Raw genomic sequence first — 12,539 nt, forward strand, 5'->3', positions numbered from 1 at the left:
CATTGCCCTACAGGCGACAATGAGGGGAAGCCGCTTCACTCCGCAGCCTCCGCGAAGGCATGGCGGACATTGCATTCAGCGAGCAGCTTGATCATGTGCGGCGGCACGCTGTTGCCGACCAAGTGATACTTCTCGGTCTTGGTCAACCGTCGCGTCTTGCCGTCAATTGTGATCTCAGCAGGCAGAGTGCCGGGCCGGAAACCGTGCGCGGCAGCGCCCTCCTCCGGCTCCAGCATGCGGATGCCGATGTCGTCGATGTAGTGCAGGACGCCCTTCACCATTACCTCGACTAGGCCATAGCGCGCCTTGCCGGTCAGCGCGCCCAAAGGCTGGCGCACATCGTCATCCTGCTTTCCGCTGCCGAAATAGTGCTGAAGGAAGGCGAGGATCAGATGCGCGTGATTGCCGCCGGCCGAGACGGTTGCGAGCGGTTCGTCGATCGATCTGCCATCGCGGCTTGTGCCGTGCAGGTTGCCGAGCGCTGCAGCGACGACGCCCTGCGTCGAACCGAGCGTGACGATGGTCGACAACGGATCCTCCGCTGATCGGCCAGGCTCGCCGGTGTTGTGTTGCGCTACGAAGGCAGCGGCGAGGCCAACTTGCGGGCTGGTCGTGAATGCGCCGAGCGGCTCATCGATAGGTCGACCCGGGCGAGCCTCACTGATGCCATCGGCACGCGGATCGCCATTGTGCTGTGCCAGGAAGGCGGCAACCAAGGCTGCCTTGCTGCCGTCCACCTGGGTGCCCGCCGGTTCCTCAAGGTCGAGTATACGAGGCGCTTGGCCCGGCCGTTCGCCATAGCCGGACTGGATAAGGCTGGCGGCGACGACAGCGTGCCGCGGCGCGCCCGCAATGATCGTATCCAGCGGTTCTGTCGGCATGTAGCCGTCGCCGTTCTGGTTGAACTTGGTCATATGCGCGGCGACCAGCACCCGGTCTTCCTTGCCGGTCGTCGTTCCAAGCGGCTCCTCGAGGTCGCGCGGCGCTGATTGCGCGGCTCGCCCGCCGGCGCCGACGATGGTCGCGCCCAGCATCGCCATGCCCGACGAGGTGTGCAGCGTGTTAACCGGCTCCTCGACGGAATGGACGCCATTGCGCGATGCAGCGCTCTGCTGGTCGGTGCGGATCAACGCCGGCGCCACCACCGCCAGCTCGCCACGGTGCGCGGTCGTCAGCGTGCGCAGCGGCTCGCCGGCATCATGGACGCGATCGCCGCCTGAATGCGTGATCGGCACGATGAACGGCTTGGCAGCATCGACGACGTAGCGCATGACGCCACGCGCCGTGCGCCGCAGCGTCGCCTCGGCCAGCGGCTTCTTGCGGCCGAAGATCGACTTCACCGGCAGCGACCAGTCGATGATCGTATGCGCGCCGACCCATGGTTTCAGGCCGAGCCGCTTGGCATCCTTACGAGGCGCATGCGTGCGCACCGGCCAGATGATCTGCCGGCCATCAGCCTGGGCAACGCCAAAGAAACGCTTGCGGATGGTCGGCACGCCATAGTCGGCGCAGACCAGCACCCGGTGCTCGAAATTGTAGCCGAGGCCGCGCAGATGCTTCAGCCAGGCGCGCCAGATGCGGCCCTTCTGGCGAGGATCCGGCACCAGCCATTGCTCTTCCACCGGCACGCGCTCCCCCTTGGCTGCAATCGAGCCGTCGAGCCGCAGGACACGGCCGGTCTCCGGATCGCGCTTGGCGATCAGCGGTCCCCATGTCGTGATCTCCTGGACGTTCTCCATGGTGATCGTTTCGGGCCGCACCGTGCCCGCCCAGCGGCAGATTACCCAGGCCAGCGACCGGCGGCGCTTGCTGACCGGCTTCGATCCTTTGGCGACCGAGAAATGCGTGCAGTCCGGCGAGGCATGCAGCGCGCGGACGCCGCGCCCGTTGGTGACCTTGCGCGGATCGGCTTCGAACACGTCGCAGCGCAGGTGAGTGGTATGACGGTGCCGCTTCTCATGCACGGCGACGGCGACCGGATCGTGATTGATCGCTACGTGGACATGGAATCCGGCTTCCTCCAGCCCATCGCAGCCGCCGCCCATGCCGGCGAACAGCACGATCGTCATCCGATTATCGAGGAAGAAAGGTGCGTTCATCGTCCCGCCTTCAGCCATGCGGAAAAGCTGCCGCGCAGCGCTATCCACGCCTCGCTGGCCCGCCCGCCATTGTTCAGTTCTTTTCGTGATTGCACGCCGAGCAGCGAGCGGACCTTTTGCGCCACGCGCTCGTCGGTCAGCGGCTTTTCCAGCCCGTGCGCCTCATGCAGGAATAGCTTGAATGCGGCATCGTCCTTGCACTTCATCGCGCATTCGGCGGCGAAGTTCTTGACGTCTTGCGCCATCGGCTCGCCTGCAGGTTCGTTCTGCCGGCGAGGCTCCGGCAGGCCACGCAACTGGCGGATTTTGAAGCAAGCGGCATCGAACAGCCGCAGGAGGAAAGCGACTGTCTCCGGCGCGGTGCAGATGAAGTCGATCTCGTCGACCGTCGCTTCGTGGAACTTCGCCAGCACGAACAGCTCGCCCATGTCGCCGCGCGATTCCACAAAGGCGCCATCGGCGCCATGCACGCGTGTCCACACCGCCGGCTCGATCGCGGCCAGGGCGGCACGCACGGCCTTCAGCTTCGCGGCATCGGGCGACAGCACGGCGGCGTTCACTGCATCCGCCCGTGCTTGCGCATGACGCGGCCGAGAATGGTTCCGGCCCGTTCCAGCGACTTGCGCGCAGCGATCTCGCCAACTCCGAACTTCGCCTGCGCCAGCCTGTCGGCAGCACCGGCAACCATTCGGCAGGCTTCCATGATGTCGTCATCGGCCTTGCTGGCCTTCGGCTTGGCGGCAGGCAAAGCCGCAGCGAGCCGCTCGACTTCGGCCAGCAGCATTTCGCGCACGACCGGTGCCAGCGCGCGCGCCAGCGGATCGACACGTTTGCCGAGTGCGCTCATGGCTCGACACCCATGGCTGCGAGCGCCGTCTCGTTTTCGGTGATGCGCAGCGTGAAGGCGGCGATCAGATCGTCGCGAATGCGCGTCTCATAGCCTGGCGTCAGGACGATAGCCGAAAGCCCGTTGCTTTCGCCGATGCGCAAGGTCAGCGCTTCACCGGCGGAAAGTCGTGCCAGCATGGCGACGTTCTGATCACGCGCATTGCTGATCAGCCGCGCTTTTTCGAGATCAGCCGCTCTCATTGGTCGAACTCGCCGCAGCCGCGGCCTATCTCGCCGGGTTTTTCAGGCTTGGTGAATTGTTGCCATGGCACCCAGCCGCGTGGGCAATGGAAGCCCCATGTCCGCAGATTCGGCCCGGTCAGGAACAGCGTCCAACAGGGGCCATCGACAAGTTCGATGCGATGCGCTGCCGATGCCAGGCGGAACTTGCGGTCGCCTGCTTGCCTTTCGACGCGCTGGTTGATGCCGCCGGCCGAGATGGTGTGCTCGACATACCGGCCGCGTAGCAGGACCGACAGGTTCCACCACGGATGATCGTGCAGCGCACGGTCATCGTCGGAGCGCATGAAATGGTGAAGGTAGATGTTGAATACGCGGTTGCGCGGAATGATCCACCACCGCAGCATGTAGGGATCGGCCGCACCGCCGATGATGACGTCGGGCGGCCGTTTTCCTGAGAGCGCGATGAGGCGCGGCGCAAGCCGCAAAATGATCGACTTAAGCATTCGTGGAAATTCCTGTTTCAGTGCTTTTCCCGTGAAACATCGGCCCGCGCCGTGGGCGCTTGCGCGGTGGTGGCGCGCCGAGCGGCGGCCGGTAGAAGGAGCGGGCATCGAGTCCGGCCCAGTCGCAAATGGCGAAGACTTTTCCGGCGGCGATGTCCTGCCCGGCCATGACACGCGACAGATCCGGCGAGGTCACGCCGATCTCTTCCGCCAATGCTTTCCATCCCCGCCCGTCATATTCCAGCATCGGCCGAAGCTTGCGGCCGAGCCCGGCGGTGTCATAGGCGGCGAGAGTGCCGGAGCGGATCGGCCGGCCCGTGCGCACGGCGAGTTCCTCGGCGCGGTCGTCCATGCGCATGCGCTTTTCCAACGCCTTGCGCAGCCGTGTCATGGCGCGAAGGATAGAGGCATCTGGCGTCATTCCGCCGCCTCCAGCTCGTCGCCAATGCCCAGCATGTCGAACATGGTCGGCACGGCCATCTGCGCTTCGGCCTTGCGGCAGTAGTGCGTGCCGTCGTGGAAGTAGGTGGCTGAAAGCTCGGAGGCCTGTCCGCGCCGGCCCTTGAGAATGGCGCGATAGGGAACTGTCATCAGCCCGCCGAATGGGTCGTAGATGATGTCGCCCTTGTTCGAATAGCGCTCGATCAGCCGGTCGACGATGTCGAACTGCAACGGGCAGACATGCTTTTCCAGATTCTTGAACGCCTGCTCGCCGTTCAGCGTCAGCATGCGCACCACGTCGGTCCAGATGTTCGGATCGGCGGCGGGCGGATCGAGCATCATGTAGGTCTTCGACAGCGCATCCTTCGCCGCCAGCTCTTCGCCGAGCCGCACATGCGCTTCGAAGTCGTAGACCGCGCCTTCGAACATCGTCTGGAACAGCGCCCGCACCGCTTTCGGCCCGAGCCGCACGATCTCGTCGGTGGTCAGCAGCCGGTCGCCGGATGACGGCCAGAAGGCATGCGCATCCATCTGCCAGCGCGCCAGCGTGTAGCCGCTGCCCGGCACCTGCGGCCGGCGGTCGCCATCGGTCCAGCGCTCGTGGCGGCCGTCGGCGGCGATGACCAGCGGCTTGTCGTGCTCGACAGGCTCGTCGGCATAGCCGCGCGAAAGGTCGCTCTGCGGTCGGCGGAACAGCAGCACATATTCCGGAGAGCCGACGCCCATCTTGGTGGCGTCCTTCATCATCTCGGAATAGCCGAGCCGGTAAGTCTGGTTGTTTTCCTTCACCACATCGGTGGCGATGGTGATCATGCCGACGAACTGGAAGCCGTGCTTCAGATAGTGGAAGATCGCCTCGGCATGGAACGGCGAGACGGTCGGCACGCCTTCGCCTGTCACCGAGCCGAACAGCACCCGGTCCTTGACGTGGATGCAGGCCAGCCGGCCGGGCTTCAGGATGCGCAGCAGCTCCGGCGTCAGGAAATCCATCTGCCGCCAGAAGTGGCCATTGTCGTCGGTGTGGCCGAAATCATTGTAGCTCGCCGTGTATTCGTAGTGGTTGGCGAACGGGATCGAGGTGACGATCTCGCCGATGCTGGCGCTGGCCGTCAGCCGAGCCTCGAGCACGGCATCATTGTGGGCAATGACGAAACTTTCGCCGCGCTCCTCGCGCCGCGCCACGCCGATCGAGCGCGACAAGACGTCGTCGAGCGGCAGGCCGTCCAGCCCGTAGCGCCGGATGATCTCGGCCATGCGCGCCATCAGCCGTTCGTGCTCGGCCCACTTGCCTTCCAGATTGCGGCGCACCTCGCGCTCGGCTTCGGAAAAAATGATGTCGATACGGCATTCATGCGCCTGGCCGAAACGCACGATGCGGTGCACCGCCTGGATGAAGTCATGGAACTTGAAGCCGACGCCGACGAAGATCGCCCAGTGGCAATGTTTCTGGAAATTGTTGCCGGCGCCCGACATCTCCGGTTTGGTCGCGAGGTCGCGGAACTTGCCGTCCTTGAAGCCGATGGCGTTCTTCTCATTCGCCTCTAGGCCTTGCGTGCCATAGATCGAGCGCACGCCGGGCACTGCCGCTTCGATGGCGCGGCGTTCATCCTCGAGGTCGTGCCACAGGATGCGATGCGCCTCTGGATCCTGCGCGATCAGTTCGACCATCTTGGCGATGCGGGCAGCCAGGCTGTCGCGCTTGGCAGCACTCGCCTGCACCACGCCGAGCGCCGCGTTGCGCAACAGCAGGCCCTGCCCGTCGCGATCTTCGCCGGCCGTCGAATGGTCGATCGGCACCTCGTGCCAGTTCACCGTCACCGGCGGCAGCACATAGCCGTCATCGGAAAAGCCGAGGTCGGAAGGGGATTGCAGGAACACCGCCCAGCTGTGCACCCACAGCCAGAATTCATCTTCCTTGTGCGGGAAGAGCGTCAGGTCGCCGGCCTTTTCCGAATTGCGCTGGAAGAACCGCGTCAGCGCCTGGCCGGTATCCATGACGCCGAGGAAGCCGGCATAGTGGATCAGTTCCTTGGTGCGGTTCGGCGACGGCGTCGCGGTGGCGACGAACTTGAAGCGCACCGCCTTGAACAGCGGCAGGAACGTCTGGAAGGTCTTTGTGCCATAGCCGCGCAGCACGGCCGCTTCGTCGAGGCTCGCTCCCACGAACCGCGATACATCGATCTTGCCGGCCAGGACGCTCTCATAATTGGTCAGATAGATCGTGTCGTCGCCTTCGATGCCGGCATCGCTCTGGATGAACTTCAGTTTCACGGCGCAGTCGCCAGCAAAGCGCTCTTCCGCTTCGGCAAAGAATTCATGCCGCACGCCGAGCGGGATTACGATCAGCCGAAGACCAGGCGCGAACTGACCGACCAGCCGCATCAGTTCGATCTGCATGAAGGTCTTGTGCAGACCGAATGACGCGAAGATGGCGCGGCTGCCGCCCTTCAGCGCCCAGCGCACGATCGCCCTGCAATGCGGCGCGCCGGCCGGGTTGATGTCGTCAAGCGCGACGTCGAAGCCGTCCGCCTTGGCCAGTTGCATCTTGCCGCGCAGGAAATCGAGATAGGGATCGTCGGGGAAGCTGACGGGCGCCTTCATGCCGATTCCTCGACACGCGAGAGGTCGCAGAGGTATCCGGCCTGAGTTACGCGGAGGCGCCTGCGCTCCTGGTAGAACTCGACCAGGTCAGCGGCGGCGAGCTTGTTCCAGGTCGCCCGCATGACAGGCGCGCGCTCGCCGCCGGCGAGCAGCACCTGGTGGCGGTCGAAGCCGCCGTCGCCATTGCGGTTGCGCAGCCATTTCAGCGCGGCAAGGCAGCTTGAGGTGACGGGCGCATTCATGCCGGCACCCGCGACAGATAGAGCGCCGCCAACATCAAGGCGCCGCCAGTCGCCCCGCCGAGTGTCCAGACCAGTTCAAGCTTCCAATCGGAATTCTTCGTGGCGACGATATTGAAGCCGCAACCCAATGCCGAAAGTAGTCCGACGATGAAGATGGTGGCGATCATGCCGGCACCGCCTTTTCAGCCGCTGCGGCCTTGTGCAGCCTATCGAGATCGCGGCCGATCATTGCGTGCTGAACACGCAATGCCGCGAGGTGCGCTGCCAATTCGTTCGAAGGGATTTCATCCGTCCGCTTCAGCAGGCGACGCAGCTCGAGCGCGTCGGCGCGGGCGAAGGCTAGGCATCTCTGGAATTCGCTCATGCCGGCACCGCCTTGCGCGGTCGGCGCTTCGTCGGAGGTGGGATGGGCTCCGCTTTTGGCGTGATCTCGGCTTCGACGATGGGCTGGAGCGCATCACGCCGCGCGATTTCGTCCGGGCTCAGATCGTCACGAGCCTTCAGCCGATTGAATTCGGTCCAATCGGCCAACGCATCGCTGAAGCCTCTTTTCTTGCAATCGACAACATTGACGGCATCGCCATCGGACGCGGCGTCTACCAACCGCCCAAGTTCGGCGAGACGCTTGGCACCGCCGACAGACAGTTCCCTGCCCGCCCAAATCAGGCCCCTTTCCTTGAGGGTTTCGAACAGTGGTCCGGAAACTGTGATGCCGTCGGCGACAGCGCCGAGCATCTTGAATTCGGTAAGCTCGGCGGCGGTAACCGATGCGCACCCGTCATCCGTTACTGCAATTGGCACGGCGTGCGGCGCTACAGGTCCGCCATCACCGACCGCCTCAGGTGTCGCCAGTTCCGATTCATTGCCCCAGACCTCCCAGCCTGGGCGCGCGCTGCGCGCGTTGAGTTCGATCTTCGGCGTGTTCGGCCAGTGCTTTTCGATCCACTCGGCGAAGACGTCCGGCTTGGCAGAATGCTTGGTCGCATCGGCCTCGATCGCGACATCGTCGACCCAGCTGTGCAGTTGGTCGCCCATTGCCGGGGCCACCGGGTTGCCGCGCGTGGCGATCAGCAGGATTTCGTGCTTGCCGCGGTTCCAATAGCCGGGCGCAATCTTCTGCTTCAGCCAGGCCCAGTGGCTGACATAGCGGGCATGCGCCTTGTTCGGCATCAGGTAGCCGGTTGTGGCGTCGCGCTCGATCCAGGCGAAGCCCCATGCGTCGAGAACGCAGATCGCCTCTACCAGCATCGGCGCCGTCGCCCACAGGAACAGCACGCAATCCTTGGCGGCGATCGCGCCGACGTCCCGCTTCATCAAGGTCAGCAGATCGCTGGTCGGATAGTGATTGTCCGGCGCGCGATCCATGCCGGTGTCGGCATTCCACGGCTCGAACTTCCATTCCGGATCGGCATAGATGATGCCGTATTTCTTTACCGGCAGCGCCACCTGGCGCGCGGCAAGCTCGATCTCGCGCTCGCCGCGGCGTTCCTTCTTTTCAGCCTGCACCTCGGCGCGGATCGATTTCACCGCCGGCGCGATGGCACGCTTCAATGCCGTGCGCGTCGGTTCGGAGCCACTTGCGAGGATGTCGGTCAGCGCACGCTTGACGACATCCGGATCCTGCTCGATCGCGTCCCGTATCTGCCGCGATTCGAAAACCTGCTTGCGAGATAGCCCGGCCTCTTGCGCGGTAAAACCGTTCCCGTCCGGAACGGTTTTCGGACGTCCGCCCTTGGCAGCACCGGCAGGCTGCGCCGCATCATATTCGTCGGCCAGCCGGCGCTTGGCCATCGCCTCGATTTCCAGCGCGTCGGCTTGCGTGCGGTGCGTCGCGGCGATCAGCTCGTCATGCGCCCGCCTTGCCTTCTGCAGGCGAGCCGTGCGCTTGGCGGCATCATAGATGGTCGATGCCATTTCGGCGGCGGCCAGCACCTCGGCCGAAGTCTCCGCACGTGCCAGCGCTGCCGCCGCTTGACGAACAAGCGATGGCAGTGCCGACGGCGAGGCCGGCGCGATGGCGGATGACTTCGGCTTGGCGCGGATCATTGCTCCGGCGCACCTTCGAATGCAGGCAGGCCGGTCGCCTTGGCGACGGTTTCGAGGTCACTCTCCACCTGCTCGCGCAGGAAGAATTCCCAGCGATAGAGCTGGTAGAACCACGAGACCTTTTGGCTGGTGACGCGATAGCGCAGGCGCGCCGGAATACGTACGGCCTCGCCGTCGACGAAAGCAGGCACCGACAGCATGAAGATGCCAGGCACCGTGATCGCCTCGCCCTTGGCGTTCTGATGCTCTTCCGCGAACTCCACGGTGCGCTCGCCCGTCTGCAGGCGAATGCCCTGCTTTGCGCGGGCGGCAACGAACACCTCAAGATAGCGCGACAACGCGACGACGTCGGACGGCGTCGCCATCTTTTCGTTGAACAGCCTTTCGTATTCGCTGACCTCGCCGTCCGTCGGCGCGGCGAGCTCGGCGGCATGCTCCTCGAGGAAGGCGGCAAAGACTTCCTGTTCCATCGGCTTGGCGTTGGCGCCAACCCACGCCTTGAACTCTTCCGTCAGCGGGAACGCGTAGATGATCCGATGATCGGCGGGACGGACGTCAGCATTTGCCGCGTTGTAGTTCAGCACGGCGGTGAGCTTCGGCTCCGGCCATGCGCACTTTCCGAACAGCGCCGACTGGGTGTCCTTGTGGCGATCAATCAGGGCGATGAAGCTTTCCAGCGTCTCGGCGCGCGCTGTGCCCTTGCGGCGAGCTTTGACGTCGCGGAACTCCTGCACCAGGCCCTTCAGCGACTTGAAGCTGGAAGTGACACGATCAAAGGCGACAGGTATCTTTGCAGGGAGGTCGTCGCCGAGCCCCGCCGTGTCAAGAATGAGGACCTCGGGTGCGGCCGCCTGTTTTGCCAGGGCTGTCACCAGTTCGATGGCATGCGGTTCGATAGGCACGTTCTGCTGCTTGTCGGCCATGGCCGTTTCCTTTCAGGGTTCGGAAAGAGAGATCAGGAGGCCGCGGCTTCCTCGTCTGTGTCGTCATCCTCGCTTTCGCGCGAGGCAGCCGCGCGCGGCGCGCGGAACATGTCGATCTGGTTCGGGTGCTCGACCGAAAGCTGGCCATCGATTGTCCAGAACGGCGTCTTCATGAACTTCACGGTGTCGGGCAGTTTCGACTTGGCGTCGGCCTTGATGTCGATGCGACCAAGCTCGTAATCGAGCGTGATCTTGATCGTGATTTCGGCCTTACACTTGTCGGCCGGGCATTCTTCGACCGCCTGAATCGCTTCGTTCAGAAGTTTGTCGCAGTGGCGCGAGAAATCGCCACGCGACAGCAGGCCAAGCATTTCACGGAAAGTGCGCAGCACGCGGCTCATGGTCGGTTCCTTTCGGGTTGGGAAAATTCTTCGGAAGCGCCTGGGCGTTCATCGTTCAGCCCCCGATGACGCGGTAAGCTGCAGGCGCGCCCTGCTTGCCTCTGCGCACCGTTTCCAGCAGGCCAGCTTCGAGCAGCGCTGTGATCAGCCGGCCAGTCGATGCGTGGTCGCAGCCGATGTCTTCGGCGAGCTGCGTCTGGAAGCGCTGGACGTGGCCATTGTCTCCGGCATGGACGCGGAGCGTGCCCCACAGCCGCGCCGCCATCAGCGTGACGTGATGACGCTTGCTGAATTCGACGGCATCGAATCCGGCAGCATCGAAAGAGGCCAGCTTGGTCGCATTCGGCCTGGCATCGAGGATGGTCTCGAAATGCCGCTGCACGAACGCCGTCACGCTGATGCCGGCCTTGCGCGCCGCCGCTTCGATCCTGGTGCTGGTCGCACGGTCGCACCTGACCGAATACCGGTAGACGGCATCGGCACGCTCGGCTTCCTTGAATCCAAAGCCGCCCATCAAAACCCCCGCGGCGGCACGAACAGGCAGATCGTCTTGCCGTCATTGGCGCCGGCGACCGAGCACCAATGGAACTTGCCGTCGGGGCTCCGCCTGACCTTGGGATCGGTCATCGCGATCAGTTCGCCGGTGCGGCGGATCTCGTAGCCGCGCGCGCCCTCGACGATGTCGGCGTCGGGCACCTCGCGGCAGTCATAGCCGGAGCAGCAGGCGAACGGATAAGACCAGCCTTGCGGCATGGCGGCAGTTGGAATCGCCTCGTGCGGGAAGGCAACGTCGCTGCCGAAGATCATCGAACAGGCGACGCCATAGCCGACCGCAAGAACGGCAGCGGCGATGGTGGCTCTTACGGTGAAAAACGAACGCATCATTTTGCCCCTCCCTGCTTGCGCCATGCCCTGAGGATCATCGTGACCAACGACAGCCTGACGCCGGTGGCGGTGGCGATCGCTTCCGCATCTCCCTGCCCGGCGCAGGCAAAGACCAGCGTCACCTGCCGGTCGAGCTCGGCATCGCTGGCCGGATCACCGCGCTCCTGGCCGATGCGCGCGGCAAAGGCGGCGTCGAACAGGAGCTTCGCGTAACCGGTCGGCGACATGCCCTGCGAGCGCGCACGCTTGCTCACCGCCTCGTACACTTTCGGCGACACGGCGATGCCGAACTGCTTGCGCTCCATGGTGTCGGGCGTCATGCCGCCTCCGCCACGAACAGCGGGCGCACACCGGCGCGCAGCGCATGGTGCGGGCAATAGGAACTTAAGCTCGCAGCCTTGCCGCAGAACAAATGCTTTTCCCCTTGGGCGGCATTGTTGACCGGCCAACGGCATTCGCCATGGCGCAACTCTTCAAGCGGAATGTGCCGGGCAGCGGCGTCATATGCATGAGGCTTGAGGCCATCGACCGGCCGTCGCGCCGGTGGCGCAAACACCGGGTCGAGCGCCCTCGCCTCCTTCTTGCTGCGGATGTTACCGGGATGGAGCCGAGCCTCCGGTTTCGGCGCGCGCGGCACCGAAGGCGCTTGGGGCACAGGCGATCCCGCCGACGGCTTTCCCGATGGTCCGCTCAGGCCGATGGCCGCCAGCACCTTGTTGCGATGCACGATGCCGATGATGGCATTGCGCGAGACGGCGCAGCCTCGTTGCCTTGCCAGCCGGTAGGCGATCTGGGTCGCCGAGAGGTTCTCGCCCAGCCAGTCGGCGATGAGGGCAATCTCCGCCTCGGAATAAGTGCTTGGATTCGTGATCATGCCGCCTCCACCTTCGCCTCGATCGCTGCGATCGCCTGGCGAAGATCGGCGAGCTCATTCAGGATCCGTTTCTTTGCCGATGGCGTGATCGTCTGGTCGGCGATGCCGGCCATGATCGCCGACACCGCTTCCGAGGCCTCGCGATGCAGGCGCTGCAGATCGTCGAGGTCGAGGTTTTGACCGCTGCCCTTCTGCTCGGCCTTGACCAGGTCATAGCCTTGCAGGGCGGCCAGTGTGCGCGTCACCGCCGGGTCGCCGGCGGCGAGCTCGAGGTCGAGCACCACGTCGATACCGGCATGTCGGTCGTCTTCGTGCGGCGCGATGTAGCGCGACAGCATCGTCGCGTTCACCCGCGTGACCGTCTCGGCGAGATTGCCCGCGCCGATCAGGTCGATGACGCGCGCCACTGCCATCTTCAGGCTGTGGCGCTGCTTGTCGGAAGATGAGCGGGAC

General features: G+C 64.5%; 18 protein-coding genes. All 18 read right to left on the bottom strand.

Annotated elements, in window-relative coordinates; genetic code table 11:
• Positions 1-35: 35 nt before the first annotated feature.
• Genes NKH17_RS12610 through NKH17_RS12695 form a run of 18 tightly spaced genes read right to left on the bottom strand, consistent with a single transcriptional unit; the run spans position 36 to position 12,493 of the window.
• Positions 36-2,099 carry a DNA cytosine methyltransferase gene (locus NKH17_RS12610; RefSeq protein WP_352970949.1) on the bottom strand — a complete coding sequence of 688 codons (2,064 nt, stop codon included), beginning with the start codon at positions 2,097-2,099 and terminating at the stop codon, positions 36-38.
• Positions 2,096-2,659, bottom strand: coding sequence for a hypothetical protein (locus NKH17_RS12615; protein ID WP_352970952.1), 564 nt, complete (start codon positions 2,657-2,659; stop codon positions 2,096-2,098). The genes NKH17_RS12610 and NKH17_RS12615 overlap by 4 nt, the downstream gene beginning before the upstream one ends.
• Positions 2,656-2,946, bottom strand: a complete 291-nt coding sequence (locus NKH17_RS12620) for a hypothetical protein (protein WP_352970955.1) — start codon at positions 2,944-2,946, stop codon at positions 2,656-2,658. Before NKH17_RS12620 ends, NKH17_RS12615 begins: the two co-directional genes overlap by 4 nt.
• The gene (locus NKH17_RS12625) at positions 2,943-3,188 is read right to left on the bottom strand and encodes a hypothetical protein (protein WP_352970958.1); all 246 of its coding nucleotides are present in this window, start codon (positions 3,186-3,188) and stop codon (positions 2,943-2,945) included. The genes NKH17_RS12620 and NKH17_RS12625 overlap by 4 nt, the downstream gene beginning before the upstream one ends.
• Positions 3,185-3,673 (bottom strand): hypothetical protein, encoded by a 489-nt coding sequence (locus NKH17_RS12630; protein WP_352970960.1) that lies wholly within the window; start codon positions 3,671-3,673, stop codon positions 3,185-3,187. Before NKH17_RS12630 ends, NKH17_RS12625 begins: the two co-directional genes overlap by 4 nt.
• On the bottom strand, positions 3,666-4,094 hold the full coding sequence (locus NKH17_RS12635; protein WP_352970963.1) for a hypothetical protein: 429 nt from the start codon (positions 4,092-4,094) through the stop codon (positions 3,666-3,668). Before NKH17_RS12635 ends, NKH17_RS12630 begins: the two co-directional genes overlap by 8 nt.
• Positions 4,091-6,715 carry a DNA methyltransferase gene (locus NKH17_RS12640; protein WP_352970965.1) on the bottom strand — a complete coding sequence of 875 codons (2,625 nt, stop codon included), beginning with the start codon at positions 6,713-6,715 and terminating at the stop codon, positions 4,091-4,093. Before NKH17_RS12640 ends, NKH17_RS12635 begins: the two co-directional genes overlap by 4 nt.
• Positions 6,712-6,957 (bottom strand): hypothetical protein, encoded by a 246-nt coding sequence (locus NKH17_RS12645; RefSeq protein ID WP_352970968.1) that lies wholly within the window; start codon positions 6,955-6,957, stop codon positions 6,712-6,714. The genes NKH17_RS12640 and NKH17_RS12645 overlap by 4 nt, the downstream gene beginning before the upstream one ends.
• On the bottom strand, positions 6,954-7,124 hold the full coding sequence (locus NKH17_RS12650) for a hypothetical protein (RefSeq protein WP_352769860.1): 171 nt from the start codon (positions 7,122-7,124) through the stop codon (positions 6,954-6,956). The genes NKH17_RS12645 and NKH17_RS12650 overlap by 4 nt, the downstream gene beginning before the upstream one ends.
• The gene (locus tag NKH17_RS12655; RefSeq protein ID WP_352970971.1) at positions 7,121-7,321 is read right to left on the bottom strand and encodes a hypothetical protein; all 201 of its coding nucleotides are present in this window, start codon (positions 7,319-7,321) and stop codon (positions 7,121-7,123) included. Before NKH17_RS12655 ends, NKH17_RS12650 begins: the two co-directional genes overlap by 4 nt.
• The gene (locus tag NKH17_RS12660; protein WP_352970974.1) at positions 7,318-9,003 is read right to left on the bottom strand and encodes an MT-A70 family methyltransferase; all 1,686 of its coding nucleotides are present in this window, start codon (positions 9,001-9,003) and stop codon (positions 7,318-7,320) included. The genes NKH17_RS12655 and NKH17_RS12660 overlap by 4 nt, the downstream gene beginning before the upstream one ends.
• On the bottom strand, positions 9,000-9,926 hold the full coding sequence (locus NKH17_RS12665) for a DUF2303 family protein (RefSeq protein WP_352970977.1): 927 nt from the start codon (positions 9,924-9,926) through the stop codon (positions 9,000-9,002). The genes NKH17_RS12660 and NKH17_RS12665 overlap by 4 nt, the downstream gene beginning before the upstream one ends.
• Before the next feature lie 32 nt (positions 9,927-9,958).
• On the bottom strand, positions 9,959-10,327 hold the full coding sequence (locus tag NKH17_RS12670; protein ID WP_352970980.1) for a YfdP family phage-associated protein: 369 nt from the start codon (positions 10,325-10,327) through the stop codon (positions 9,959-9,961).
• 55 nt (positions 10,328-10,382) lie between these two features.
• On the bottom strand, positions 10,383-10,841 hold the full coding sequence (locus tag NKH17_RS12675; RefSeq protein WP_352970983.1) for a hypothetical protein: 459 nt from the start codon (positions 10,839-10,841) through the stop codon (positions 10,383-10,385).
• Positions 10,841-11,212 (bottom strand): hypothetical protein, encoded by a 372-nt coding sequence (locus NKH17_RS12680; RefSeq protein WP_502901891.1) that lies wholly within the window; start codon positions 11,210-11,212, stop codon positions 10,841-10,843. Before NKH17_RS12680 ends, NKH17_RS12675 begins: the two co-directional genes overlap by 1 nt.
• Positions 11,209-11,532 carry a hypothetical protein gene (locus NKH17_RS12685; protein WP_352970986.1) on the bottom strand — a complete coding sequence of 108 codons (324 nt, stop codon included), beginning with the start codon at positions 11,530-11,532 and terminating at the stop codon, positions 11,209-11,211. The genes NKH17_RS12680 and NKH17_RS12685 overlap by 4 nt, the downstream gene beginning before the upstream one ends.
• Positions 11,529-12,086 (bottom strand): GcrA family cell cycle regulator, encoded by a 558-nt coding sequence (locus NKH17_RS12690; protein ID WP_352970989.1) that lies wholly within the window; start codon positions 12,084-12,086, stop codon positions 11,529-11,531. The genes NKH17_RS12685 and NKH17_RS12690 overlap by 4 nt, the downstream gene beginning before the upstream one ends.
• Positions 12,083-12,493 carry a phage regulatory CII family protein gene (locus tag NKH17_RS12695; RefSeq protein ID WP_352970991.1) on the bottom strand — a complete coding sequence of 137 codons (411 nt, stop codon included), beginning with the start codon at positions 12,491-12,493 and terminating at the stop codon, positions 12,083-12,085. The genes NKH17_RS12690 and NKH17_RS12695 overlap by 4 nt, the downstream gene beginning before the upstream one ends.
• Positions 12,494-12,539 lie beyond the last annotated feature (46 nt).

Source organism: Mesorhizobium sp. M1334 (assembly GCF_040317995.1).
In the GTDB taxonomy this organism is placed as follows: domain Bacteria; phylum Pseudomonadota; class Alphaproteobacteria; order Rhizobiales; family Rhizobiaceae; genus Mesorhizobium.